Source organism: Nitrospirota bacterium (genome assembly GCA_030645475.1).
Taxonomy (GTDB): Bacteria; Nitrospirota; Nitrospiria; order Nitrospirales; family Nitrospiraceae; genus Palsa-1315.
Window position 1 is genome coordinate 47,977 of sequence record JAUSMA010000069.1, and the last position, 26,143, is coordinate 74,119.

The 26,143-nt window shown below is 54.8% G+C and carries 25 protein-coding genes; 10 read left to right on the forward strand and 15 right to left on the reverse strand.

Going from position 1 to position 26,143, the window contains the following annotated elements; all coding sequences use genetic code 11:
* Positions 1 to 2 precede the first annotated feature (2 nt).
* From atpH to rpmH, 13 genes are all read right to left on the reverse strand, one after another.
* A complete protein-coding gene (atpH, locus tag Q7U76_15240; GenBank protein MDO8357739.1) occupies positions 3 to 599 on the reverse strand; it encodes an ATP synthase F1 subunit delta in 597 nt (198 codons plus the stop codon).
* 67 nt (positions 600 to 666) lie between these two features.
* Positions 667 to 1,749: a tRNA 2-thiouridine(34) synthase MnmA gene (gene mnmA / locus Q7U76_15245; protein ID MDO8357740.1), complete on the reverse strand. Its 1,083-nt coding sequence runs from the start codon at positions 1,747 to 1,749 to the stop codon at positions 667 to 669.
* A 55-nt stretch (positions 1,750 to 1,804) separates the two neighbouring features.
* Positions 1,805 to 2,224: a polymer-forming cytoskeletal protein gene (locus Q7U76_15250; protein ID MDO8357741.1), complete on the reverse strand. Its 420-nt coding sequence runs from the start codon at positions 2,222 to 2,224 to the stop codon at positions 1,805 to 1,807.
* Between the two features lie 91 nt (positions 2,225 to 2,315).
* A complete protein-coding gene (locus tag Q7U76_15255) occupies positions 2,316 to 2,810 on the reverse strand; it encodes a polymer-forming cytoskeletal protein (protein MDO8357742.1) in 495 nt (164 codons plus the stop codon).
* 155 nt (positions 2,811 to 2,965) lie between these two features.
* Positions 2,966 to 3,814 (reverse strand): ParB/RepB/Spo0J family partition protein, encoded by an 849-nt coding sequence (locus tag Q7U76_15260; protein MDO8357743.1) that lies wholly within the window; start codon positions 3,812 to 3,814, stop codon positions 2,966 to 2,968.
* Complete coding sequence (locus Q7U76_15265) at positions 3,792 to 4,568, reverse strand: AAA family ATPase (GenBank protein ID MDO8357744.1); 777 nt, start codon at positions 4,566 to 4,568, stop codon at positions 3,792 to 3,794. The genes Q7U76_15260 and Q7U76_15265 overlap by 23 nt, the downstream gene beginning before the upstream one ends.
* Positions 4,569 to 4,649: 81 nt before the next feature.
* Positions 4,650 to 5,297: a 16S rRNA (guanine(527)-N(7))-methyltransferase RsmG gene (gene rsmG, locus Q7U76_15270; protein ID MDO8357745.1), complete on the reverse strand. Its 648-nt coding sequence runs from the start codon at positions 5,295 to 5,297 to the stop codon at positions 4,650 to 4,652.
* Between the two features lie 76 nt (positions 5,298 to 5,373).
* Positions 5,374 to 7,272, reverse strand: coding sequence for a tRNA uridine-5-carboxymethylaminomethyl(34) synthesis enzyme MnmG (mnmG, locus tag Q7U76_15275; protein ID MDO8357746.1), 1,899 nt, complete (start codon positions 7,270 to 7,272; stop codon positions 5,374 to 5,376).
* Between the two features lie 13 nt (positions 7,273 to 7,285).
* Entirely contained in the window at positions 7,286 to 8,713 is a 1,428-nt protein-coding gene (gene mnmE / locus Q7U76_15280; protein MDO8357747.1) for a tRNA uridine-5-carboxymethylaminomethyl(34) synthesis GTPase MnmE, read from the reverse strand.
* Between the two features lie 58 nt (positions 8,714 to 8,771).
* Positions 8,772 to 10,469: a membrane protein insertase YidC gene (gene yidC / locus Q7U76_15285; GenBank protein MDO8357748.1), complete on the reverse strand. Its 1,698-nt coding sequence runs from the start codon at positions 10,467 to 10,469 to the stop codon at positions 8,772 to 8,774.
* Between the two features lie 37 nt (positions 10,470 to 10,506).
* Positions 10,507 to 10,728, reverse strand: coding sequence for a membrane protein insertion efficiency factor YidD (yidD, locus tag Q7U76_15290; protein ID MDO8357749.1), 222 nt, complete (start codon positions 10,726 to 10,728; stop codon positions 10,507 to 10,509).
* Positions 10,718 to 11,080, reverse strand: a complete 363-nt coding sequence (gene rnpA, locus Q7U76_15295) for a ribonuclease P protein component (protein MDO8357750.1) — start codon at positions 11,078 to 11,080, stop codon at positions 10,718 to 10,720. Before rnpA ends, yidD begins: the two co-directional genes overlap by 11 nt.
* Positions 11,081 to 11,248: 168 nt before the next feature.
* Entirely contained in the window at positions 11,249 to 11,386 is a 138-nt protein-coding gene (rpmH, locus tag Q7U76_15300) for a 50S ribosomal protein L34 (protein ID MDO8357751.1), read from the reverse strand.
* 426 nt (positions 11,387 to 11,812) lie between these two features.
* Here rpmH and Q7U76_15305 point away from each other — a divergent pair, with 426 nt between their 5' ends.
* The 10 genes from Q7U76_15305 (at position 11,813) to Q7U76_15350 (ending at position 22,645) form a co-directional block, all read left to right on the forward strand.
* Positions 11,813 to 12,430 (forward strand): DUF4398 domain-containing protein, encoded by a 618-nt coding sequence (locus Q7U76_15305; GenBank protein MDO8357752.1) that lies wholly within the window; start codon positions 11,813 to 11,815, stop codon positions 12,428 to 12,430.
* Between the two features lie 14 nt (positions 12,431 to 12,444).
* Positions 12,445 to 13,593 carry a L,D-transpeptidase gene (locus Q7U76_15310; GenBank protein MDO8357753.1) on the forward strand — a complete coding sequence of 383 codons (1,149 nt, stop codon included), beginning with the start codon at positions 12,445 to 12,447 and terminating at the stop codon, positions 13,591 to 13,593.
* 9 nt (positions 13,594 to 13,602) lie between these two features.
* On the forward strand, positions 13,603 to 14,235 hold the full coding sequence (locus tag Q7U76_15315; protein MDO8357754.1) for a L,D-transpeptidase: 633 nt from the start codon (positions 13,603 to 13,605) through the stop codon (positions 14,233 to 14,235).
* A 153-nt stretch (positions 14,236 to 14,388) separates the two neighbouring features.
* On the forward strand, positions 14,389 to 14,904 hold the full coding sequence (locus Q7U76_15320) for a hypothetical protein (protein ID MDO8357755.1): 516 nt from the start codon (positions 14,389 to 14,391) through the stop codon (positions 14,902 to 14,904).
* A gap of 59 nt (positions 14,905 to 14,963) precedes the next feature.
* Entirely contained in the window at positions 14,964 to 16,664 is a 1,701-nt protein-coding gene (locus tag Q7U76_15325) for a glucose-6-phosphate isomerase (GenBank protein MDO8357756.1), read from the forward strand.
* A gap of 1 nt (position 16,665) precedes the next feature.
* A complete protein-coding gene (gene pgl, locus Q7U76_15330) occupies positions 16,666 to 17,424 on the forward strand; it encodes a 6-phosphogluconolactonase (protein MDO8357757.1) in 759 nt (252 codons plus the stop codon).
* A gap of 24 nt (positions 17,425 to 17,448) precedes the next feature.
* A complete protein-coding gene (gene glk, locus Q7U76_15335) occupies positions 17,449 to 18,519 on the forward strand; it encodes a glucokinase (protein ID MDO8357758.1) in 1,071 nt (356 codons plus the stop codon).
* The gene (gene rpiA, locus Q7U76_15340) at positions 18,519 to 19,214 is read left to right on the forward strand and encodes a ribose-5-phosphate isomerase RpiA (GenBank protein MDO8357759.1); all 696 of its coding nucleotides are present in this window, start codon (positions 18,519 to 18,521) and stop codon (positions 19,212 to 19,214) included. The genes glk and rpiA overlap by 1 nt, the downstream gene beginning before the upstream one ends.
* Before the next feature lie 118 nt (positions 19,215 to 19,332).
* Positions 19,333 to 21,957, forward strand: coding sequence for a M1 family metallopeptidase (locus Q7U76_15345; GenBank protein ID MDO8357760.1), 2,625 nt, complete (start codon positions 19,333 to 19,335; stop codon positions 21,955 to 21,957).
* A gap of 193 nt (positions 21,958 to 22,150) precedes the next feature.
* Positions 22,151 to 22,645: a PilZ domain-containing protein gene (locus tag Q7U76_15350; GenBank protein ID MDO8357761.1), complete on the forward strand. Its 495-nt coding sequence runs from the start codon at positions 22,151 to 22,153 to the stop codon at positions 22,643 to 22,645.
* 90 nt (positions 22,646 to 22,735) lie between these two features.
* On the opposite strand, the gene Q7U76_15355 is transcribed toward Q7U76_15350, so the two are convergent.
* Both Q7U76_15355 and Q7U76_15360 read right to left on the reverse strand, forming a co-directional pair.
* Positions 22,736 to 25,402: an FtsX-like permease family protein gene (locus tag Q7U76_15355; GenBank protein ID MDO8357762.1), complete on the reverse strand. Its 2,667-nt coding sequence runs from the start codon at positions 25,400 to 25,402 to the stop codon at positions 22,736 to 22,738.
* Positions 25,399 to 26,103, reverse strand: coding sequence for an ABC transporter ATP-binding protein (locus Q7U76_15360; GenBank protein MDO8357763.1), 705 nt, complete (start codon positions 26,101 to 26,103; stop codon positions 25,399 to 25,401). The genes Q7U76_15355 and Q7U76_15360 overlap by 4 nt, the downstream gene beginning before the upstream one ends.
* Positions 26,104 to 26,143: the final 40 nt, after the last annotated feature.

Sequence of the window (26,143 nt, forward strand, 5' to 3'; positions counted from 1 at the left end):
GGCTACTCCTTAGTCAACAAACTCTGCATCGCTTGTAACCGCCCACGGACGGTGCTATCGACCACCGTGCTGCCGAGTTGAATCTGAACGCCGGCGAGATGGCGGGCATCCGTGTGAAAGGTCACGTCAACCTGACGTTTGAGCATCTCGCGCAGGCGAGTGCTGATTCGATCTTGTTCGGCTGGGGGCAACGCCGCCGTCGAAGACACGGTAATTTGTTGGGTGCCTTTTGACGCATCAGCTAGTTTCGCAAAGGCCTCAGCGATTTCCGGAAGAAAGCCGACACGATTCTTTTTTACGAGCTGTGCGAGAAATGTTTTTCCGACTGGAGGGCATCCGAGGCGTGCGCCGAGCTCTGCGAGGACGGCGATTTTTTCTTCGGCACCAAACGTTGGCGAGGCCACGACATGGCGCAGCGAGACGGAGTCTTTGATCGCCTCACCTAATCCCGTTAAGGCTGCGCGGGTGGACTCAATGGTGGATGCGTCTAGGAGCTCGAAGAGTGCCTGTGCATAACGTCGGGCAACTGCTGTCTTGATCACTATGCTGATCCGTTCGTTCTTCTTTTTGACAAAAGGAAAGCCTTCGTGCGTCTGCACGAAAAGAGGCGCGCCAAGTTAGCATTGGCGGATGAGGGCTGTCAATACGAGGGTATGGGGGATGAGACTAGACCGATTGGATGATTCCGCCGCCGAGGACTCGATCGTTTCGATAGAACACGGCAGACTGCCCCGGGCTCAATGCCCGCTGGGGCTCATGGAAATCTATTTGAATGGTGCCTTCCGATAGTGACTGGACGGTTGCGGTTCCGGCAGGAGTGGCATACCGCACCTTCACCTCTACCTCTGTGGTGCCTGTGAGTAATGACGGATCGAAGAGGTTCAAATCTCCGATATTACATTGGCTGCGACGCAAAGACTCTTCCGTCCCAAGGACGACTGTATTCGTGGCAGGCTGTACTTGTTGGACATAGAGTCTGCGGCCGGTCGCGATCCCGAGGCCTCGTCGTTGGCCTGGGGTATAGAACGCGATCCCTTCGTGATCTCCTAAGTACTGACCTGTGTCATCGACGAATGATCCTGACTTCTTCGCCTTCGGGGCTTCCTTCTCAATGAAGGTTCGATAATCGCCGTGACTGACAAAGCAGATTTCCTGACTTTCTTTCAATTCATCCGCAGGAAGGCCCAGGGCCTCTGCCTCCTGCCAGACCTCAGATTTTTGCATGGCTCCTACGGGAAAAAGAAGGCGTGAGAGCCATGATTGGCGTAGTCGATAGAGGAAATAGCTTTGATCTTTTTTGAGGTCGGCCGCTCGCTGAAGTGTTGGTAGTCCTTCGGACTCGCCAATGCGGACATAGTGGCCGGTGGCGACATAGTTGATCCCGCGTGCGTCGGCAAGTTCGATGAGTCCCCTCAGTTTGACTCGCTCATTGCAACGGACACAGGGATTTGGGGTGGTACCGTCGAGATAGCCTGCCAGAAAGTCGTCGATCACCCCAGTGCGAAAGGCTTGCTTGGTGTCGACCACTTCATGTGGAATTTTCAATGTCTGCGCGACGTATCGGGCAATGCCGATCTTACAGCATCCACGCTCTTCCCATTTCTTGGAAGCCGCGACGGTGTCATCTTCATGTTCCCAGACCTGGAGTGTAACGCCATGGACATCGTAGCCCTGGCGAACCAGAAGCGCTGCCGCCACGGAGCTGTCCACTCCACCGCTCATGCCAAGGAGAACTGTAGGGCGAGTCATAATGCGGCTATTGTACTGAAGTAGAGAGCGAAAGGGCTAGAGGGAGGGAACGCTACTAATGTGCAGAGGCTGTGGCAGGACCGTGAGGCGTTCTGACTGAAACGGCACGTTCTTCATTCCAATGATGAGCGCCCATATCGCACATGCCATGGAAATGGGAGCCTTCTTGAATCGCAATGACGGGGGTTCGAATATCACCGATGAGCGTGCCGGGCTTTAGAATCTCGATTTTCTCAGTGGCCGTGATGACTCCATTGATCTTGCCGCTATTCATGAGCACGCCGACTGATATGATGCCCTTGATCACGGCATGCTCTCCGACGATTAAGGTCCCGGTTGTATGGATTTCCCCTTCGACGCGACCATCTACCCGTACGGTGCCATCAAAACTGACGATCCCCTTAAAGTCCACTCCTTTACCCAGGAGTGTGAAATTCTCGCTATCTGATTCCGACTGCTGCTTTCGCTCTTTCATCGCCCACATCCTGGTCTCCTCCGACTCTTTCCTCACGCGCACATCTCGTCGCGTCCATATACAAAAATGTACTTACGTATTAATAAACAATCTAGCCGTTGACGCGTTTGATATCTGGCTGCGCGATGACTCCAACCGGCCGCAAGGGGACTTCCCGCGGAAGCTCACGCACGGTGTGAGCCATCTCGAGATCACCATTGAATAACACGCCGTCTTCCATTGAAAGGACAGGCGTCTTTACGCTGCCACTCACCACCGCCGGAGCGCGAAGCTTCACGCGTTCTTTCACCACAATATTTCCGGTGATTTTCCCTTTGCACACGACCGTTCCAGCCGTGATTTTTGCCTGGATGACGGCATCCTCACCGACCAAGAGTATGCCCTCAGTGTGAATTTCCCCATCGAGATATCCGTCTATTCTGACTGTTCCGCTATACGAGATGGTGCCTTTAAACTCGACACCTTTCCCGACGAAGGCGATAATGCCCTCCGTATTTTCGGCCGCCAGGCCATTGGTTATATCGCTGGTCTCTTCACGCTCTGGTTCGGTCTCGCTCGTCTCCGGCTGTTTCTCCTGACCCCACATGAGTACGCCTCCTCGAGTTCATCACATTACTTCGTCGTGACCGATGACGCAGTATGGTAAGTAGGTTATGAAGGAAGGGCTCAGTCACGCATTGAGCATGAGCAATAAATATGCCTCATGCTCTCGCGAGTTTACGAGTGAGAAAAACAGATGAGCTAATTCAGAAGTGTTTCAAGAATCCCGTCGAGCTCAGGGGGAGAGAAGTAGTGAATGAGAATTTTTCCGCCACGTCTTCCTTTTTGAATCGTGACTTTGGTCCCAAATCGTTTTTGCAAACGCTCTTCAACATCAGACCATGGTGTTCGGCGTAAGTCTTTTGTCACTCGTTTTTTCGCAACCGGTGATGATTCTACGAGTTTTTCAGTCTCTCTCACTGAGAGGGTCCCTGAGACCACGAGTTGGGCGATCCGAAGCTGTTCACTCTGGCCAGGAAGACCAAGAATCACTTTGGCATGACCCATGGAGAGCTGATTGGTTTCAATCAGCTGCTGAATCTCTAAGGGAAGATTGATAAGACGTGCGACATTCGCGATCGAGGATCTTTCGCAACCGACTTGTTGGGCAATTATGTCCTGAGTCAGTCCAAATTCGTTCATCATCCGATGATAGGCTCTTGCCATTTCCATAGGATTGAGGTCTGCTCGCTGGAGATTCTCTACGAGAGCAAGGACAATAGATTCTTCGTCTCCACAGTTACGAATGACGGCTTGAATTGTTTCTAGTCCCGCGTCTTTCGTTGCGCGCCACCGCCGTTCACCAGAGATGAGTTCGTAGATTCCGTCGCCCTTGCGGCGCACCAAAATTGGTTGCAGCAAACCATTTTGCTTCAAAGATTCCGTGAGTTCTGCCAGCTCATGAGGTGCAAACGTTTGTCTCGGCTGATATCGATTCGGCACAATGGCATCGACACGTAATCGTTGAACCTCTGCCGATTCAGGCATCGGTGCAGCCTTGACCGAGGGCAATAGTGCATCGAGCCCCCTACCCAGCGCTTTTTTCTCCATGACTGACAAACTCCTTGGCTAAAGACAGATAGGCTTGGGCTCCTGCTGATGCAACGTTATATAACATGGCCGGACGTCCGTAACTCGGAGCCTCAGCGAGTGTCACATTTCGAGGGATCACGGTGCTATAGACGGCATCTTTGAAATGCTCACGAACTTGCTCAACGACTTGGCGAGCCAACGTATTCCTCGCATCAAACATTGTCAAGACGATCCCCTCCAGCTTCAGGTCAGGGTTGAATGACTGACGAACGCGTTCGATGTTACCCACCAAGCGGCTCAACCCCTCCATGGCATAGTACTCACATTGAACAGGGACTAAAATGCTACGTGCCGCGACCAGTGCATTCACTGTCAGGATCCCCAATGTCGGTGGGCAGTCGAGAAAGATAACGTCGAATAGCGGCTCAACGTCTCGCAGATAACTTCGAAGAATCTTTTCACGTTCTTCAACGTTCACCAGCTCGACTTCTGCCCCTGACAAGTCAGCATTTGCCGGCAAAAGTGACAAACCGTTCACTTCTGTGACATGCACAGCATCATGAAACTTCACATAATTAATCAGGCAGTTGTAGACAGTTGTCTGTAGGGAGCGTGGGTCAACCCCTAGCCCGCTCGTGGCGTTTCCTTGTGGGTCCATATCCACAAGTAAGACGCGCTTACCGAGGAGTGCGACGCCAGCGGCAAGGTTCACGGCCGTTGTGGTCTTCCCTACACCGCCCTTTTGATTTGCGATCGCTACAATTTTTGCCATATATCAGGGTGAGCCAATAATTATTTCGTACACATCGATCATGTTCCACGTGGAACATTTCATATCACATTGATTATATTATCAATGCGCTATCTCTATCACTGAGATGACTCTTTTCCCAGATTTCTGCGGAAGGTCTAGGGCGGTTTCACTCACAAGATGAAACTTTCCATCTAATTCTTGATGCGTGATGGGCTCTGCTCGATATAAGACCACTTTTCCATTTGAGCTTAGTAATTTTGGGATGTGTTCTCTAATATCTTGAAATTTCAATGCTCTTACGACGATCATATCGATAACATGATCGAGCGGTCGTTTAGCGTACTGTTCTATGGTGCCATTAAACGTCGATACATCATGAAGCGTTAACAAGCCAATCATTGAGTTAAGAAAGGAACATTTTTTCTGAACGGGATCAATTAAGACCAGTCGTAAGTCAGGTCTTAGAATTTTAAGAGGAATGCCAGGAAACCCTCCTCCGGACCCCACATCAAGTACAGCGCCATTTTGCGGAAAATTTGTTGCGATAAGGGCAGCAAGTGAGTCAACGAAGTGTTTGATAATGATTTCTTTGTGATCGGTAATTGCGGTGAGATTAATAGTTTTATTCCATGTAATAAGATGAGCGAGATAACTCATGAACTGTTTGGCATGGCTATCTCCGATAATCAGACCAAGTTCCCGTACGGAATTAATTGTGAATTCGCGCAATTCTGGTTCATGTTCCACGTGGAACAATTACGTGAATCAACAGCTGAGGTCAAGACATTCCGAAGCGGATAGTAGTGGCTCTGTGTTTTGCCGTCTAGGATGAGATGTGCAGAAGGCTGTTTTGGCTAGATTCGCCCCTGTGTTTTTCAAGTGCTACAAGGAGGAGTGAAATTGCCGCTGGAGTGACACCTGAAATTCTTGAGGCTTGGCCAATGGAAGCAGGCCGAACTTTGTTGAGTTTTTCACGGACCTCTCGTGAAAAACCAGGCGTTCCATCGTAGCTAAATGCTATCGGAATGGGCTTTGATTCAAGCTTTTTGAATCGTCCGATCTGCTGGAGTTGTCGTTTGATATAACCAGCGTACTTGATTTGTAACTCTATTTCTTCATACGTTTCAAAGTCTTGGACTGATTCAATCTCAAGTGCTTCTAATAGAGTTTTATAGTCTGTTCCCTGACGTCGTAATAGTTGAGCCGCGGTGCAGGGCCCAGATATTTCTTCAATCTTGGCTATTGTCAGGCGCTTACGAACTGCTTCTGTGAGCCTGGGTCGAAACTCTTCGAGACGTATGAGTTCAGCTTCGATGGCTTTCTGCTTTACTTGAAAGCGTGCATAGATTTCGTCGCCAATCAATCCGACCTGCCGCCCAATGTCCGTTAACCGAAGATCCGCATTTCCATGGCGCAGCAAAAGACGATATTCGGCCCGTGAGGTAAACATGCGATAGGGCTCGCGAGCATCTTTTGTAATGAGATCGTCAATTAATACACCGATATAGGCCTGCGACCGATCTAGTACAAGCGGAGATGTCTCTTGAATTTTCAAGACGGCGTTGATTCCAGCCATCAGACCTTGAGCGGCCGCTTCTTCATATCCGGATGTCCCATTGATCTGTCCCGCATGGTAGAGGCCAGCGATATTTTTGGTCTCCAGAGTCGGGTGTAATTGTCGTGGAGGAAAGTAGTCGTACTCGATCGCATAGCCAGGTTTGAGCATGGTGGCATGCTCTAACCCAGGAATTGTCTTCAGTATTGCAGCCTGCACATCAACCGGCAGGCTCGTGGAGATCCCATTGGGATAAAACTCAGGCGTATCCAATCCTTCCGGTTCGATAAAGATCTGATGCCGTTCTTTATCCGCGAAGCGTACGACTTTATCTTCGATCGACGGACAGTACCGCGGCCCTATCGATTCAATGATGCCGCTGTAGAGCGGCGACCTGTCCAGATTCTGCTGGATTAACTCATGCGTGGCGCGATTGGTGTGGGTCAAATGACAGGGTAGCTGTCGATTGTCTATCCGATCGGTCCGATACGAAAATGGTGGCGGAGGATCATCCCCTGGCTGAGGCTCCATGACGGAAAAGTCGATAGTCGCCCCGTCCAAGCGAGGAGGTGTGCCGGTTTTGAGCCGGCCTAGTTCGAACCCTAGGTCGCGCATACAATCAGACAGGTGCTCGGCGGATGCTTCCCCAGCTCGTCCTGCCGGAAAATGATTCAAGCCGATATGGATAAGCCCCTTAAGGAATGTGCCTGAAGTCAAGATGACGGCCTTTGCCAGAATGTGATCGCCGTGACCTGTCACCACACCTGTGATGGAACCGGCACGCGTCAGCAAGCGATCGACTGTTCCTTCACCGATCGTCAGGCCCGCTTGCAGGCGGAGCGTTCGTTGCATGGCGTTTCGATAGAGTTTCTTGTCGCATTGAACGCGGAGGGCTCGCACTGCCGGGCCTTTACTCGTATTGATGAAGCGGAATTGAATGCCCGCTTGATCGGTGTTCCGCGCCATCTCTCCGCCCAGTGCATCGATTTCCTTGACCAGATGTCCTTTGGCAATTCCCCCGATCGCAGGGTTGCACGACATTTGGGCAATGCGGTCGTGATCCATCGTGAGCAGCAAGGTTCGCGCACCCATGCGCGCCGCAGCCAGAGCGGCTTCACAGCCGGCATGGCCTCCCCCCACTACAATGACGTCAACGACCTGTCCCACGTTCACCTCACTCCTACTTGCCGATACAAAACTTTGAAAAAATCTGACCCAGAATTTCGTCGGTTGTAATGGCGCCGGTAATTTCCCCAAGTGCGTCGGCTGCGGTACGCACATCGATCGAGACCAGCTCCCCGGGCATCCCACATTGCACGGACTCAAGAGCCTGGCCTAAGGATTCAACCGCCCGGCGTAATGCGTCACGATGTCGGACGTTCGTGACCGTGGCGGTTTCCGCCGATTCAAAGCCCCCGGATATGAGCTGAGTACGAAGGGCTGACTTCACCGTCTCAATCCCCGAGCCAGTTTTTGCCGATATACGGTATGCCACATGGTCTGCGAATGCTGCGTCTATTTCCAAGGTATCGGTTAGGTCCGACTTGTTCAGCACCACGATATGTTTACGATCTCTGACGAGATGCAATAGCTCTCGGTCATCGCTCGTGAGGGGTACCGTTCCATCCAGCACGACCAACAAAAGATCCGCCTCATCCTGTGCAATCCGTGTACGTTTTATACCTTCCCGTTCAACGACATCATCCGTATCCCGCATGCCGGCCGTATCAACCAAACGAATCATCACTCCATCAAGATCGATGGACTCCTCAATCACGTCCCTCGTTGTACCAGCGATGGCGGTGACAATCGCCCGCTCTTCCTTTAACAGACGGTTTAAGAGACTGGACTTGCCGACATTGGGGCGCCCAAGGATAACGACATAGGCTCCTTCCCGCAAGATCCGCCCTTCCTGTGCCGTCGATTCCAGCTTCTGAGCGACGGCACAGGCCTCGCTGACAATGTGCACGAGTTCCTCACGCTGAAGAAATGAAATGTCTTCGCCCACAAAATCGATTCCTGCCTCTACATGGGCCAATACCGTCAAGAGAGAGGCTCGAGTCTGTTCCACTTCACGCGCAAGATCGCCTCGCAGATGGCGCTGAGCGATGTTCAGACCGGCCGTCGATGTCGCCCTGATGGTGTCGAGCACCGCTTCTGCTTGTGAGAGGTCTAATCGTCCGTTGAGAAAGGCTCGCTTCGTAAATTCGCCAGGCTCCGCCATCCTTGCACCGGACTCTACGCAGACCTTGCAGACCAGCCCGAGTACCAATGCGCCGCCATGAGACTGGATTTCTACGACATCTTCTGCGGTAAAGGACCGCGGAGCCTTCATATAGACTACGAGTGCTTCGTCGAGGAGGTTTATTGCGGTCGTCCGTACCTGACCGAGTCTGAGGTCTTTCCGTTCGACCGTTGCAGGGATCACAAGATCGGCAAGATGAAGCGCATGAGAGGAAACCGATGAGAGGGGATGACCGGAACGTAATTGAACAATTCGAGAGGCTACGTGGAGGGCTTGAGGACCACTGAGGCGAACGATCCCTATGCCGCCTTCTCCTGCGGGAGTTGCAATGGCACAGATGGTATCCTCGAGTCCTCCCTGCATGGCGACTCTTTCAAAGTGTGACCGCTCCTACGCCGCGGCCCGTGGTGAGGATGTTATGTTAGGACTTTGTCCCGCTGCTCAGCTCCGGGCCTGTCGTAATGAGTGTCTTATTACGAAATAAAAACCGATCCGTGAATACTTGCTGGGAGATGGTCAGGACATTGTTTGTCAGCCAATACAACACAAGGCCGGCAGGAAAGTTCACGAACAGAAAAGTCATAAACACCGGGAGCACCAACATGATCTTCGCCTGTGTCGGGTCCATCGTGGTGGGCGTAATCTTCTGTTGAATGACCATCGTCACTCCCATGATTACCGGCAGCACATAGTAGGGATCCTGCACCGACAAATCGGTAATCCAAAGCACGAAAGGGGCTTGGCGCAAATCGATCGTCATATAGAGAATGTTAAACAGCGCCACGAAGACAGGCATCTGTAAAATCATCGGCAGACAGCCGCCAACAGGATTTACCTTCTGGTCTCGATAGAGCTTGATCAACTCTTTGTTCAGTCGGTCTCGGTCGTCTTTGTATTTTTCCTGCACGGCAGCGACCTTTGGTTGGATCAGCTGCATCATTTTCATCGACTTGTAGCTCTTGTACTGTAACGGGACAAACAACAGTTTAATCGCCATCGTCAGCAGGATGATGGTGACCCCATAGTTGTAGGTATAGTCATGGATGAATCGCAGCACGTAGAAGATCGGTTTGGCGACGGACTTCACAACCGTCCAACTGCCGAAGATGAACCATCCGAAATCGATGGTATCTTCCAAACCCACATTTAAGGACCGAAGGGTGTCGTATTCCTTGGGGCCCGCATAGAGCTGAAGCGCGATCGAGGATCCTGCGCTTGGCGCCGGCATCCGGACACCGGCTGAGACAACCTTATCGCCTTCCTTCTTGGCCAAGGCAGATGTCGCCTGTTTTGGCATCAATACGGAAAGGAAGTACTTATCCTGTAATGCGACCCACTGTACTGAGCCTTTCCGTTCAAGCTCCGTATCCGGAGTTTCTTTTTCTGCTTTGTCGTCAACCAGCGAAGCCGACCCGATCAAACCGATGAACCCTTCGCCCCATTCCACGATGCCGAAGTTCGTCCCCAATCCCACATCGTAGGATTCGGTCACGCCCTCCAGGGCAACCGAGATATCCACGACGTAACTATCGTGATGAAAGGTCAACCGCTTCTCTACGCCGAGATGAGTGACGAGGTCGTGAAACTGCATCGTGACATGCCCGACGGGATGTGAGGCATCAAGGAGGGTGAAATCCTTTTCGATAGAATAGAGGCCTTCTCGAATCGTCTTTTCAATGTCCGCGTTCGCAACAGTAATGGAGAGAGGGCCTCTGAACTTCCCCACTTGATACACGAGTTGTACCGGCTTCTCTTCAGGCGCTGCGGTATGGTACCGCTTCAGTTCCCAGCTTCGAATGACGCCACCACGATTTGATAGACCGACTCGGACCAGGTCCGTTTCCACCGTGACCGTCTGTTCAGATGTAGCGAGCACCGCATCTGACGAAGTAGCACCAGGTTTTTGGCCTGATTGGGGTGGGACACTCACGTCGACCGAGTTGTTGCCCTGTCCCGTCGCGGGAGTTGATTCTGTTTCGATGGAAGACGAGGAACCCCGAACGGAAGAGTTCTGAATAGGAGGCGGCTCAGGGAGCCATCCCATCTGCTTGAGAAGCAGATCGTAACCCAAGATGATCGCTAACGACAGGACGAGAAAGATGACGACGCGTTTTTCCATGACCAATTAGTATCCGATGTGAACGACCAAGATCCTGTTACTTCACAGGATCCATTCCTCCGGGATGAAACGGGTGGCACTTCAGCAGACGGCAGGCCGCAAGCTTGAGGCCACGGAGCACTCCGTATCGACCGATCGCAGTAGTCGCATATTCAGAACAGGTTGGATCGAAGCGGCAGGCAGGACCCAGGAACGGCGAGACCCAATAGCGGTACCCAGCGAGCAGAGTCAGGCAGCACTGGCGCACACTAGTTCTCATGGGTCCGCAGCAGCCGTTGGCGTTGGAGTGTCGACAGCCATGCTTCTTTCAACACAGCAAATGGCTGCACAATCGAATCCCGCTTTGGGAAAACCACAAGAGCTTGTCCCTGAAGCAATTGACCTTGCACCTGGCGCGTGAGTTCTCGAAACAGGCGCTTGACCCGATTCCGGCTCACGGCTCCCCCAAATCGCTTCCCCACCACAATACCGACACGACTCCCACTGACATCAGTCGGGCAAATCATCATGTTAAAGAAGGCGGTCGAAATCCGACGACCGTTCTTCTTGGCATACTCGATGTCGCGGCTGCGTTTCAGGAATAGAGCCCTGTCACCTCCACCCTGTAACATCACGATCATCCTGGGAGAAGGCCACGGTGCACAAGAATTCCCTTTCGAGACCAGATCTCCGGACTCGATCATGACCGCCTACCGTCATCCTGTAGCGGGAACGTCAGTGTTGGGACACGTACCGAGGGGCAAGATTCCTCGCAAAGCCGAGCTGGAGCTCTAGTCAACCTATACGGTTAAGCGGGCTCGACCCTTCGCGCGACGACGAGCAATGACTCTACGGCCATTTTTTGTGCTCATCCGTTTACGGAATCCATGCTCACGTTTTCTTTTGAGGTTCGATGGCTGCGCAGATGTAAATGACATAACGATCACTCCTTGCCTAAGAAGACTCACAGATGAACGGGGCATTATAGAGATGGGGTTGCACCCTGTCAAACTCCTTGCCTATCAGAAACTGACGATTTTTTATCAAACCATAAATGAGGGCATGCGATCTCATTAAAAGGAAGCGTTGCCTTCCCCTTGTGTATTCGGGAGCTACATATTTTAACTGAGGCACTTTTGTTGAAGTACGGGCTAGACCGCCCCATAATTCGGCAATGATCTAACCATGTCATGTATAAGTCATTGTAAGAAATGAGCTTTTCAATATCTCTCTTCGCGACTTCACTGGCATTACCCTTGCGATTTCAACAAGGTTCTCAGCATCTTGTAGGCAAAGACCTAGACCGCAATCGAACATCATATGACCGCTGGCTATCAGTCGGCAATTTGAGGAGGAGAAAAACCATGAATTCACGATCCACGATGGTACCAGTCCTGTGCGCCCTTCTGATGCTCACGGCCTGTGCGAAGCCGCCGACGGAACAGATCGCGGCAGCAGAAAAAGCCGTGTCAGAGGCGCAACAGAGTGGCGCCTCAACCTATGTCGCCGACGAATATGCCAAAGTTCAAGGCACGCTCGCCGCGCTCAAGAAAGAAGTAAGCGATCAAGACGGCAAACTCGCAATATTCCGAGACTATGGCAAAGTCGAACAGCTTGCCGTGGCAGCGAAGAGCGATGCGGAACGACTCAAAGCGGAGGCGACGCAGAAAAAGGACGAGGCCAAAGCCGCTGCACTTCAGGCACAGCAAGTCGCCCAAGAGGCCGTCGCGGCCACACTCGCGTTAGTTGCCAAAGCGCCTACGGGAAAAGATCGCGCTGCATTGGAATCAATCAAGGCCGATGCTGAGGCTCTTAAGGCATCCCTCAATCAGGTGCAAATGGCCATCGACACCGCAGACTATCCGGTCGCACAAACGAAGGCGGTCGCCATTCACGAGAAGAGTCAGGCTGTCTCGCACGAAATCGAGGCGGCGCTTGCCAAGATTGGAAAAGGAAAGCCCTCTGCGGCGAAGAAGAAATAAGTTAGACTGATCATATGCCTGGTTACGGTCTGCGAATAACATCGATCGTCTTGGGGTGGGGAGCACTGGCATTAGCCGGTTCGCTTCCCGGCTGCGTAGAGGCCGTGCCCCAAGACGCGATCGAGGCGGTTGAAAATATTGATCGAGACTTAATGCAGCTGCGGGCGGCTGAGTTTTCGCCGAACGACTATGCTCAGTTTGCGCACCAATGGATGGCGCTAAAAAGTCGGGTTCAGGCCGACGAAGATCTGATCCGCTGGCCTTGGGAGCCCAATGACTTAGAAATTGCTCTTCGTCGGCTACAAGAAGAAGGGGCCCACACGGTTACTCGCCTCACAAAAGAGCGCGAAACATTGCGTCATTCAGCTGAAAACAAGATTGCTCAGGTTGAGGACCGGTCACGGATGATGACCATGCAGGTCAGCGGCATTGATAGCCGGCTCGTTCTGGGACAAAAACCCGTCGAAACCGATCTGCTTATGAAACAGGCCCATGCCTTCTATGAGCAAGGGCAATACGATCGCTCCCTCGACGCAGCGGACCGGGCTGCTCAGAATTTGGCTACCCAAGCGGTTTTGCTGAGCCATGAATTAGGGCGATATGCCAATCGAGATCAAATCGTTGGCTGGCAGCAGATGGCCAAGGACACCATCACCTGGTCACGCATCCATCGAACCTCGGCTATTGTGGTGAGCAAGGCCGATCGAGTCTTGACCCTCTACAGAAACGGGCAAAAAATCGTATCCTACCCAGTCCGCCTTGGATTTAATGGTATTCGAGAGAAACGATACCAGGGCGACGGTGCCACCCCGGAAGGTCGGTATCGGGTCAGCAGCAAGCGTGGACAGGGGCAGACACAGTTTTATCGCGCCTTGGTGCTCGACTATCCCAACGAAGAGGATCGACGCCGTTACCGGCTCGAACGGAAGACGGGACAGATCCCGGCATCGCGAGCTATCGGAGGGCAAATCGAAATCCACGGAGTCGAGAACGAATTGATGGCCCAAACTCTGGGGTGCGTCATGCTCGACAATCCGCAGATGGTTCTGCTCTTTGATCGGGTCGAGAAGGGAACGCCGGTGACCATCGTCGGTGCCTTACAGGAGCAGAACTCTGTGGCTCAAACCTTAGAGATGCTCGGTGTTCAAAGAAAAGAAACCTGAGGCAGATCCATGAAGCGCGTCCTCCTGTCTCTGTGGTATGTCGTGATGAGCCTCTTCCTCGTCACCCTTGTGCAGAGCAGTGGCCTGCCGCAGTCGGATGCGGTAACCATTCAACCCACCGCGGTAGATCATGCTGGATCTCAGGCACTCCACGCGCGCTATAAGTCGCTGGTCAAACAACTGACTCAGCTGATGCCGACGCAACCCTATATTCTTGTCGATACGGCCCGGAATCATCTCTACATCAAACGGGGTGATCAGGTGCTGCTGGATGCAGTGGCTTCCACCGGCAGCGGTACGATTCTCGATAAGCCTGGCGATTCAAAAGGACAGTGGATCTTCGATACCCCGCGGGGAGAATTTACCGTACAATTCAGATTGACCAATCCCGTCTGGGTGAAGCCGGACTGGGCTTTTATTGAAGAAGGGCTCGAGGTCCCCAAGAGTCAAGCCGACCGTCTCGAATCGGGAGTGCTCGGCGAATATGCTCTCGGATTCGGGAAGGGCTATTTTATCCACGGTACGCTCTATACCCGCCTCCTTGGTAAAAATGTGACGCATGGCTGTATCCGACTCAACGACGAGGATCTAAAAAGTGTGTATCGGCTTGCCAAGGTCGGCACACCGATCTTGATTTTCTAACCGGCCTCGCACTGGCGCAGTCCCCCTATGATTTTTCTCTGCGCAGTACTCTCCATTTTCCTCTCCCTTACGTCGGTAAGCTGGGCTGCTGAACCAGACGTAATCCCTACAGTAGACATAACCGATCCCGTCGCGCTCCAAGAAGCCACCCGCGTGTTAGAAGAAGAGATCAAGCTTGCGGCCCGGCCACAGACCTATGTGTTCATTGACCTCGCGTCCAACGTTATCCTGATCAAGGGCCGGGGCGTCGAACTCCACCGCATTCCAATCGAAAGTTGGTCGGCCTCACACCTCGATCAATTTATGACCGCATACCGACTACGCGAACGTCCTCCGGTGAATCGTCGAAAAATTGATCCCGCGGCCGGAGCGGAACAGGAGCCCATCTCACTTGGGGATATACCGACAACGTTTACACTGCTGTTCTCACCCCCGCTGAGGATCCTCGTGTTCTCGAATACCGATGGCGATCCCTGGCAATGGACCATGCAACGAGGGCGCGCATGGTGGCGGAGGCTCACAGTATGGGGAAACATGCTGAGGACGGGAGACCCAACTCTGTCTCCCCCGTCCCTTGACCTCACGGTGTCTCACGAGCATGCACAATCTCTCGCCTGGACGGTCGTAGAAGGCATGCCCTTTCTTATCCGTCGATCCACGACGCCATAGGTGAGGTCTTATGTTTGTGTTTCACTCATCCGATATCTAAGATGTACGGAAGGGTTATCATGAAGGTTAAGACTGATCGATCGTTTTCCTTGGAGCTGCTATCCCTGGTTGCCGCGGCACAGGTACGGCTCACTGCCGGCCATGCGGTCGAGCGGCTATGGGCGCGAGACCATCGACTATGGAAACAAGACCCTACCGACATCACCAATCGTCTCGGCTGGCTGACCGTCATCGACGATATGAAAGATCGAACCGAGGAATTGCGGGCCTTCGCAACCTCGGTGAAGAATCGCGGCATCCGCGATGTCGTCCTGCTGGGAATGGGCGGCAGCAGTTTGGGACCGGAAGTGCTGCGGGCTTCGTTTGGATCAGGCCGTGGCTTCCCGCGCCTGTGGGTCCTCGACTCCACGGTCCCGGGATGGGTTGGACAGGTCACGAAGGCGATCGACCCTGCTCGAAGTCTGTTCATCCTCGCGAGCAAGTCCGGCGGAACCATCGAGGTCATGTCCCTCTTCGCCCACTTTTGGGATCTTGTGCAGAACACCACAGGCCATCAAGGCGGGAAACAATTTATCGCCATTACCGATCCGGGCACGGGGTTAGAAACACTCGCAACGGAGCATCAGTTCTTGCGCATCTTTACCAGCCCTCCGGACATCGGTGGGAGGTACTCGGTTCTGTCCTATTTCGGATTAGTCCCGGCGGCGTTGATGGGTATCGATGTGGCAGAGTTGCTGGCACGCGCTGCAATGATGGCTCGAGTCTGCCATGTTCAGTCTCCGCTCGAACACAACCCCGGCGCCGACCTTGGCGCGACGATGGCCGCACTCGCCCAAGCGGGACGAAACAAAATCACACTCATTACCTCACCTCAGATCTCGGCATTTGGTTTGTGGGCGGAGCAGCTTCTCGCAGAAAGCACAGGCAAGGAAGGAACCGGCCTGATCCCCGTCGCACATGAACCAATCGTCTCGCCGACCGCCTATGGCACCGACCGGCTCTTTGTGTATCTCCGGCTCAAAAACGATCTCAATCGGCCGCTCGACCACCAGGTCGCCAAACTCGCGCGACAGGGACATCCGGTCCTGACCTTCACGCTCAAAGACCGCTACGATCTCGCGACAGAATTTTTCCGGTGGGAAGTTGCTACAGCCGTCGCAGGCCATCTGTTGGGAATTCACCCGTTCGATCAACCGAACGTCCAGGAAAGCAAAGACAACACCGCCCGCGTGCTGAAAACAATTGAGTCTACCGGCACGTTACCAAAACAGGTCACCGTCACTCCGGCGAAAGCTGCGGTACAGCTGCAGCGACAATGCCGTCCCGGTGTCTATGTCGCGATCTTGGCCTATACGACGCCTTCCCTCAAGATGGAGCAGGCCATTCGTTCGCTGCGGAGAATGCTTGTCTCCCGTCACCATGTGACCACGACGGCCGGTTATGGACCGCGCTATCTCCATTCGACAGGCCAGCTCCATAAAGGAGGCCCGAGTAGCGGAGTATTTCTGCAGCTCCTGGACCAGATGAGTCCCGATATGGCTATCCCGGGAGCAGCCGTGACCTTTGGCACCCTCGCTCGCGCGCAAGCAGCCGGCGACATACAGGCTCTACATGCGCACGATCGACAAGCCATCGTCCTGCCCCTGGGCAAGAACCCGATTGCCACGATACAGGCGCTTACGAAATCCCTTGCGCCTCATGCTCCAACAGGTCGTTCCGCCACGACCCGTACCGGAACCGGCCGCGCCCGTCAGAACTAGGATGCATGCCGTCCCCGACATCCGCATCTCACAGAACAACCACACCTGGGCTGTCGCAGCAGCAGAGTTTGTGCAGGCGGTGGGTCACGAGGCTATTCGCGCGAAGGGACAATTCCTCATCGCGCTCTCCGGCGGCAAGACGCCGGAAATTCTGTACCGGGCGCTTACCTCCCCTTCTTACGCCGGGCGATTCGATTGGTCCAGAACCGTATTTTTCTTTAGCGACGAACGGTGCGTCCTTCCAGATGACCCTCGGAGTAACTACGCGCTTGCGTACAACACGCTGTTCACTCCTCTGCACATTGCGCCCTCACAGGTCTATCGTATGGCAGGGGAATCACCTGACCCGCGGGCGGCGGCCTTTGAATATGAACAGCAGTTGAGGCGCGCTACCAAGACGACAGCCCTGACTCAGCCACGTCTGGATCTTATCCTCTTAGGGTTGGGAGAGGATGGCCATACGGCTTCCCTCTTTCCCGGAACACCACCTCTGCAGGACCGTCAATGTGCAATTGCAGTCACCCAATCTCCGAAAGATCCACCGACCAGATTAACCATGACCCTAGGTGTGATCAACCGGGCGAGTGTGATACTGTTTCTCGTCGCGGGAGTCGGCAAAGCCGGAGCCGTGAGAGCCATACTCGATCCGAAGACCGAGGCTGAACGACAGCTCCCGGCTGCGTTGGTCAGACCAGAGGACGGGCGCCTTGTCTGGCTTCTCGATCAAGCGGCTGCCGCGGAGCTTCCGATGGATCGATAGTGGACGATTCCACATGAGGACTCGATGATTGTTGCCGGTGATATTGGGGGCACGAAAACTCACTTAGCGCTGTACGACTGGAAGAAGGACCGCGTCGACCCTGTCCGACTAGAGTCGTTTCACAGTGCCGACTACACCTCCCTTGAGGACATGCTCACGGAATTTCTTGTCCCGCCGAAACCTCCGACACCGATCGACGAATACGAAGCCGGGAAGGACGGCGCTGCCGAACCAGAAGAAGAGCGTCCAGCGGAGGTCCCGCTGAAGATCGAGGCGGCCTGTTTCGGTATTGCCGGCCCCGTCATTCAGAACCATTGCCAAACGACCAACCTCCCTTGGGTAGTCGATGGCGCAGTGCTGGCGAAACGTTTCGAGATCCCGAACGTGCGGCTCCTCAACGATCTCGAAGCTATGGCCCACGGCATCTTGCTACTCCGAGCGGACGAAGTCGAAGTGCTGAATGCCGGAACTCCTCCGCCGCACAATCAGGCGCTTGCCCTGATTGCAGCGGGAACCGGATTGGGTGAAGCTATCCTCTTCTGGAACGGCTCCCGCTATCAACCGATGCCGTCGGAAGGCGGGCATGCGGACTTTGCGCCGAACAACGATAACGAGATCGGACTCTTGCATCATTTGCGTGGCCATTATATGCACGTCAGTTACGAGCGGGTGCTGTCAGGTCCAGGCCTGCATGCCATCTATGACTATGTTCGTGACAGCAGGAAGAATGAGCCCACCTGGCTTTCAGAGCAAATCAAAGCCGGTGACCCGGCGGCGGTGATTGCAGAAGCCGGGCTCAAAGGCCAGGCGGAGATCGCTAAGCAGGCACTCGATCTGTTTGCCTCTATCTACGGCGCCGAAGCCGGCAATCTTGCGTTGAAAGCGATGTCACTCAACGGCGTCTATCTGGGCGGCGGCATCGCACCGAAGCTGCTCGCGAAACTCAAGGACGGTACGTTTATGAAGTCGTTTACCAATAAGGGCCGCTACAAGCGTTTGATGAGTTCAATCCCGGTCAAGGTCGTGATGAACCAACATACTGCCTTGCTCGGCGCCGCCGCATTTGCAGCCCACCTTGCACGGCAGACCTCATAATGGCCACAGATCTCGATTCGCTGAAACGGGCGGCGGCGTTAGCTGCCGTTGAATATGTTCGTGATGGGATGGTCGTGGGACTCGGGACCGGTTCAACGGCAAAACATATGATCGTCGCGCTGGGGGCCAAGGTTCGTTCTGGCATGAGACTCCGCGGAGTGCCCACGTCCAAGGAAACGGCTACGCTCGCCAAGCAACAGGGGATTACGCTCATCGATGCCGATAATGCCTGGGTGATCGATGTGGCGATCGACGGGGCGGACCAGGTCGACCCCGGCTTCAATCTCATCAAGGGCGGCGGCGGCGCGCTCCTGAAAGAAAAGATCGTGGCGGCTTCGGCTAAACAGTTCATCGTTCTGGTCGATCAGACCAAACGAGTGCCGGTACTGGGGGGATCATTTCCTCTTCCGGTCGAGGTGATCCCCTTCGGCTGGGGCAGTACGGCCAGAGAAATCGAAGCCCTGACGAAGAGTCCGGTGGTACTCCGTGAACGGGACGGATCGCCCTTCAACACGGAAGCAGGCCACGTGATTCTGGATGTCCATCTCCCACGGATCGACAATCCGCGAGAACTGGAGATCGCCTTGAACCTCATTCCAGGCGTCGTTGAGACCGGTCTCTTTGTCGGACGAACAGACCTGCTCATCGTGGGCACCGCCAACGGAGTTGAAACATATCCTGCAACGAGGACATGACCGAGCCGCTCAGCAGACGGCAACCGTACAGCGCCTCACCGCACATGTCAGATTCATTCTGGCCCTTCCACTCGCACCATTCTTCAGCTCGTGCTTCTAGAGTCCCTTTGCGAATACGATGACCGAACGACCGAAAGGTGAAACGATGAACCAGGCCTCTTCTCCAGGCGTGCTTGATCCATACCGGCTTCCCAGGCATGTGGTCCCGACTCGATACGATTTGAGATTGGAGCCAGACCTGGCGACCGCGAGATTTGCTGGTCAAGAAACCATTACCGTCACGGTCCATCGGCCGACCTCTGACATCGTCCTCAATGCCATAGACCTGGACATCGCTTCGGCGAAGATTGAAGGAGAATCAGGTCCAGCGAGAGGGGCGACGATTGCCTTGGATGCAACGCTCCAACGCTGCCATCTCACGTTCGCCGAGCCACTCTCGCCAGGTAGATGGAGACTGACAATTAGTTTCTCAGGCACCCTCAACGACAAACTCCGAGGTTTCTATCGCAGCACCTACAAAGATGAGAATGGGGTGACACGCAATATGGCGGCGACACAGTTCGAGGCCACTGATGCCCGCCGAGCCTTTCCCTGTTGGGATGAACCGGACTTTAAAGCCGTCTTTGCGACCACGTTGGTTATCGACCCAACCTTGACCGCTGTTTCCAACAGCACGATCGCATCTGAAACGCGTGAGGGTGGGAAGAAGACGGTGCGGTTTGCGGACACCATGAAAATGTCGACGTACCTGGTTGCCTTCATCGTGGGGAAGATCGAGCCGACTGAACCGACTATGGTAGGCCAGACTCCGCTTCGCCTCTGGGCCGTTCCCGGCAAGGGGCATCTTGCGCGATTTGGGCAAGACATTGCGGCAGCGTCGCTCTCATTTTTTGAGCAATATTATGGAATCCCTTATCCAGGGGACAAGTTGGATCTGCTCGCCATTCCTGACTTTGCCTCCGGTGCCATGGAAAACCTTGGGGCTATCACCTATCGTGAAACGGCTTTACTGGTCGATCGACAGAGCGCCACGCATAGCGAACTGGAACGTGTGGCCGATGTGGTGGCCCATGAAAACGCGCATATGTGGTTCGGAGACTTGGTTACCATGTCCTGGTGGAACGGTCTGTGGCTGAACGAAGCCTTTGCCACATTTATGGAAATGCTGGCCGTGGATGCCTGGAAGCCGGAATGGAAACGATGGGACAGCTTTGGCGTCTCGCGCGCCGCGGCGTTTTCTGTCGACGGATTGCATAGCACCAGACCGATCGAATATCCGGTGCAAGCGCCCAAGGACGCCGACGCCATGTTCGACGTGTTGACCTATGAAAAGGGCGCGTCGGTACTGCGCATGTTGGAGCAACATATCGGTCCAACGGTCTTCCGCGACGGGGTCCGGGATTACTTGCACGCACATGCCTACGGGAATGCGGACACGAACGATCTCTGGGTTTCGCTGGGCAAGATCGCCAAACAGCCGGTGCCGGAACTCATGAACGGATGGATTTTCCAGCCAGGGTTTCCGCTCGTGACCGCCCACGTGAGTCCGTCGTCCAAATTGACCATCACCCAACAACGGTTCAGCTATCTGGGCGATGAGCCATCCAGTCCATCATCGGGCCAGCGGTGGCAGATTCCCCTCCAGCTGCGCATTACAATCGGCGGTAAGAGCCGTACCACCCGCATGCTTCTGACGGAGAAAGACATGACCATTCCCCTCCCGAAAGACTGGGAATCTGTGCTGCTGAATGAGGGGGGCCATGGGTTCTATCGAGTGTGCTATGCGCCGGATCTGCTCAGTCGTCTTCTGAACGGTGGCATGGATCAGCTTGCCGCTACCGAGCGGTTCAATCTGATCAACGACGCCTGGGCCACGACCGTCGCAGGTCTCATGCCCCTCACGGAATATCTGGATCTGACCGCCCGTTTCACTGCGGAGCGGGACAAGAATGTCTGGGCTGTCTTGTTAGACTCCTTTTCATCTCTCAACAAGGTCATTGCAGGGGAGGATCGACCAGCCCTGGAAGCGTTTGTTCGTGCGCGCCTCGGTCCCGCCGTGGCAGAGTTGGGGTGGGTCCCTCGGAGCGGCGAGAGCGAAGGGACGAAGCAATTACGGGGTGAGTTGATCGGGGCGCTAGGAAAACTTGGCAACGATGCCGCGATTCAAGCTCGCGCAGCAGAGCTGTATGTGACTTACAGGCAGGATGCGGCAGCAGTCGATCCCAATGTCGTGCCCGCGCTTGTTGCGATCCTCGCGCATAGAGGCGATGCAACCAGGTACGAGGAATTTAACGCATGCTTTCTTAGCGCCTCTACACCTCAGGAAGAACGGCGCTATCTCTTCTCGCTCGCGGCATTCCAGTCTCCGGCATTGCTTGAACGCACACTCGCCCGCACCATTAGCGGAGAAATCCGCACACAAGATGCGCCGTTCCTCGTCAGCGCCATCCTAGGCAACGTGTATGGCAGAGAATTGGCCTGGGACTTTGTGAAAATGAACTGGGAGAAGATGGACCAGTTATTCCCCAAGCAAGGTTTGCGTCGCATGTGTGGGGGGATTGTCAACCTGGCAACCCTAACACTCGAACGAGATGTGCGAGAGTTCTTTGCCTCACGGAAGATCGATCTCGGTGGGAAAACCTTGGAACAGTACCTGGAGCAGCTACGGGTTACGGTAAACGTGCGGGAACGGGATGGGGTCGTGCTACGTCAGTATCTCAAGGCCGTTGATGAACGATCGTAAAAGGCGAGGGGGCAGGGGCAGCTGTGACCCATTCACAATAGGGCTGACAGGACGTAGGCTGATGTCCACCTTCGCCTCACGCCCCCCCTGAATGAGGGCTTGTTGTGTGGCAGAAGGTGTCGGTACACTATCTCCTCTGTTGAATGGACTGACATCGTCTCTCAACGGCGAATCACGGGAGTGTTGACCGACCATGCGCACTGCGAACTGTCCGAAGTGCGGGACCGCGAAAACAAAATTGGCCCCTCGATCAGGAGTCACAGAGCGACTCCTTAGCACCTTGACCATCTACCCCTTTCGCTGTCAGCTCTGTGCCCATCGGTTTACCACCTTCCTCGGCAAGCTCACAACGAACCCTCGTCGAAACTATGAGCGTGTGCCTGTTCAGTATCCAGCACAGGTTCGGCCCGTTCACGATCCGACCCAACGGGTCGTGGTTGAAGGGACCATGGTGAATTTGTCGCTGCGAGGATGCCGTATCAGAACGAATCAACGACTCCCGATGGGATGCCACGTGATGCTGGAGCTTCAGTCTGGTGAGTATGATCTCCCCATCATGATCGATGAGGCGATCGTGCGGGCCCGCTTTACCGACGGTGTTGGTCTCAGGTTTTCAGGATTTCTCCATTCAGAGGAACGCCGTATTCGCCGTATTCTCGACCTGCGCTTGCCAGATTACGCAGTCTGATTGCCTGCCCGTTTTCTTCACACGAGCCAATCGGTCCGCTGGCTCGCCCTACGCATGCACGAACAACAGGGACATGCCCTTGGGTGCACCTTACTCATGTCGAAGTACGGCGAGCGGCCGTTGGCCTAGAATCCGATATGTGCTGGCAAACCCTACGACCAGCGTCAATAACATGGTCAGGAAGAGCCCGATGCCAAGCACCCGTGGATGCAGGCTCCAGGGGAGATCGAACAGATATCGCAACACCGCCCATGACAAGACTGTCCCGAGCGACAGACCAATGAGCCCCGCCACGGTGCCTAACAAGACATACTCGATGGCAAACGCACGCCCTATCAGACCGCGAGTGGCGCCGAGCGCTTTCAGGATCACCGATTCATAGAGGCGCCGATATCGTGTTGCGGCGAGCGCCGCTGCCATGACCAACCCGCCGGCCACGACGCAAAATAATGCGACTGCCCTGATTGCCAGAGACAGGCGATCGAGTACCCGCGCAAAACTATCGAGTACGTCGCCGATATGAATCGCGCTGACGTTGGGAAATAAGGCGACCACGGCCTGTTGCAGCGGCACTTCTTGATCCGGCGAGACCCGCACGGTCGCCACATAGGTAAACGGCGCCCCTTCGAGCGCTCCGGGAGAGAAGATCATGTAGAAGTTTGTCGAGAAATTCCCCCACTCGACTTTCCGGATACTGCTCACTTCTGCCGACAGGGTGGTCCCCTGAATATCGAGCTCCACGAGTGAACCGATCTCGAGACCCAAGTGCATGGCGGCCTCTTCCTCTACTGAGACGTGAGGGGTTGAGAAGACCTGCCCAGGTTTCCACCATTCCCCTTTGACGAGCCGATTATCTTTCGGGAGCTGTTCGAGAAAGGTCAACACATATTCCCGGGTGAGGTACCATTGTTTCCCCCGTTCTTCTTTTCCCTCTGATCGCTTCTCGTCCTTCTGAATTCCCTCTTCTGCGGTGACGATGTGCCCATTGATTGCATGGAGACGTGAACGCACCAGTGGCGTCAGTTCAGGAATTACCTGTCCGATCTGGCGACGTACCAGCGATACGAACTCCTGTGCTTGATCAGGCTGAATATCGATAAAGAAGAAGGTTGGGGCATCCGCCGGTCGACTCTCCTGCACTTGGTGAAGCAACGCCTGCTCCACCAACGTCACCGTGACAATCATCATGGCGCCGATACCGATGGCGACCATGATGCCGGCTGCCTGCCCTCCTGGCCGCACGACATTGCCAACGGCATAGCGAAGGCTCAAGACGCGAGGCAACGGCATCCAGCCCAGCAATCGCATGAACATCCGCGCGCAGACGAAGAGGAGGACGATGGCGAAAGACAATGCTCCGAGAAACAGGAACCCGATCGACCATGAGCCGGCTTGCCATACCGAAAGCGCGCAGAGCCCGAGGATGATTCCTGCGGCCGTGCCAACATTTAAGCGATCGGTCAGCCCCCATCTCACCCACCATTGTAAAGGAGCGGTCTGCTGCTTGACCGCCGCCTGTTCAGCATCACGCCGAAAGATTGCACCAGGGTGAATGTCTCGAGTTTTCAAGAGAGGCCAGAGGGTAAATAGTAGCGTCGACAACAGTCCCAGCGCTGCCCCTTTCATCAAGGGCCACATCGAGGACCACGATAGTTCTGAGGAGACGCCCAATTGGTCGAGGAGGTCGGACGAAAATAGACCGGTCATAAGGGGAGGGAGTATCCGTTGAAGCCCGATCCCCAAGAGGATTCCCGCGAAGCTTCCCACTGATCCTAAGATGATTGTTTGCACCACATAAGTCGAGACGACCATGGTCGAATCGGTGCCAAGCGCTTTCAAGATCGCGATCGTTCGCAGTTTGTCACGCAAGAACGCGTGAATCGAGGTCCCGACCCCCAGTCCGCCGATGAATAGTGCCGTGAGACCAATCAGCCCGAGGTAACGGGAGAGCTGGTCGAGAAATTGTCTCAGCTGTGGCTGGGCCGTGCGATAGCTGGATATGCGCACGGAGTCTGTCGCCAGCCGACCACGCAGTTCAGTGAGGAGCGGTTCCAGCGGTATGCCGGGCGGTATCTTCACGAGATACCGCTCTCGTACCCGGCTCCCCGGCTTGATCAGCTCCGCTGCCCGTAGCCCCTCCTGGGCAATCATCACCCGTGGGCCTAAGCTGAACGCATTGGCCATTCGATCCGGCTCGGTCCTGACTATACCGGCAATTAAAAATCTCACGTGACCGATCTTGAAATCATCTCCCACGGAGAGGCCCATCCGGATCAGCAGCGACTCCTGCACCACGGCCCCAAAGCAGGCCTGTCCGCCACAGCGATGTTCATCCGGGTGGAGTAGGACATCGAGCGATTGCGCCATGTCGAGCCGGATCGCCCCGTACAGGGGATAGGCCGATTCGATTGCTTTGAGTTCGATGATCTGAGTCGATTGGGCTTCGGAGGGCTGTTGAGTGGTGCGCGCAGCCATGGCGATGAGTTCGCTCACATGGGTGAAGACGATGTTTCGCTCGCCCAGCGAGTCCAGGACCGTCTGGCCGGCAAGACTCAGGGGATGTGTCAGACGAATTTCGAGATCGCCGCCTAATAGGCCGCGCGCTTCTTTCGTGACGGCGCGATCTACGTTCAAGCTAAACAGCGATACCCCGACCAAGGCTCCGACGCCGATCGCAATGCAAGCGAAGAAATACAGAAAGTGGCGCCACGCGCCTCTGGTTTCCCGCCAGGCCATTTTGAAGATGAAGGGGTTCACCGTGGTGACTCTACGACCGGAGGCTCTGAGTCATTGAGGCTATCGGATTCGATGCGACCGTCGCGCAACGCAATGATTCGTTCCATCGAAGAGGCCATGGCTCGATCGTGCGTGACGAGGACGAGGGTGGTGCCGAAATCGCGATGAAGCGACAGAAGCAGACTCATGATGTGTTGCCCTGTGGCCGAATCCAAATTGCCGGTTGGTTCGTCCGCTAACAGGATCGGTGGGCGACAGGCGAAGGCTCTGGCCACAGCCACCCGCTGCTGTTCGCCTCCCGACAGTTGGACGGGATAATGGGACAAGCGACCAGCAAGACCAACAGCCCCTAACAGGTCCGTGGCACGAGCCTGCGCTCCATGTATCCCAGCCAACTCTAATGGCACCAGGACATTTTCCAGGGCCGTGAGGGTGGGAATGAGGTGAAAGGATTGGAAGATATAGCCGATGTGATCGCGGCGATATCGCGCCAAGGCGTTCTCTCGCATTGTAGAGATCTCGACTCCGTCTATCGTGATGGATCCAGACGTTGGCTGATCCAGCCCCGCGATGAGGCCTAGCAAGGTGGACTTGCCGCTTCCCGATGGACCGACGATGGCCACGCGTTGCTTGTCAGGGATTGCGACGGTGATATCATCAAGGATCGTGATCTGATGCCCGCCGCCGGCCAAGCGCATCGTGAGGTGATCGAGTGTGATCATGTTCGTCAGGCTCCTACCATATCGTCTGCGTGAAGCCTGT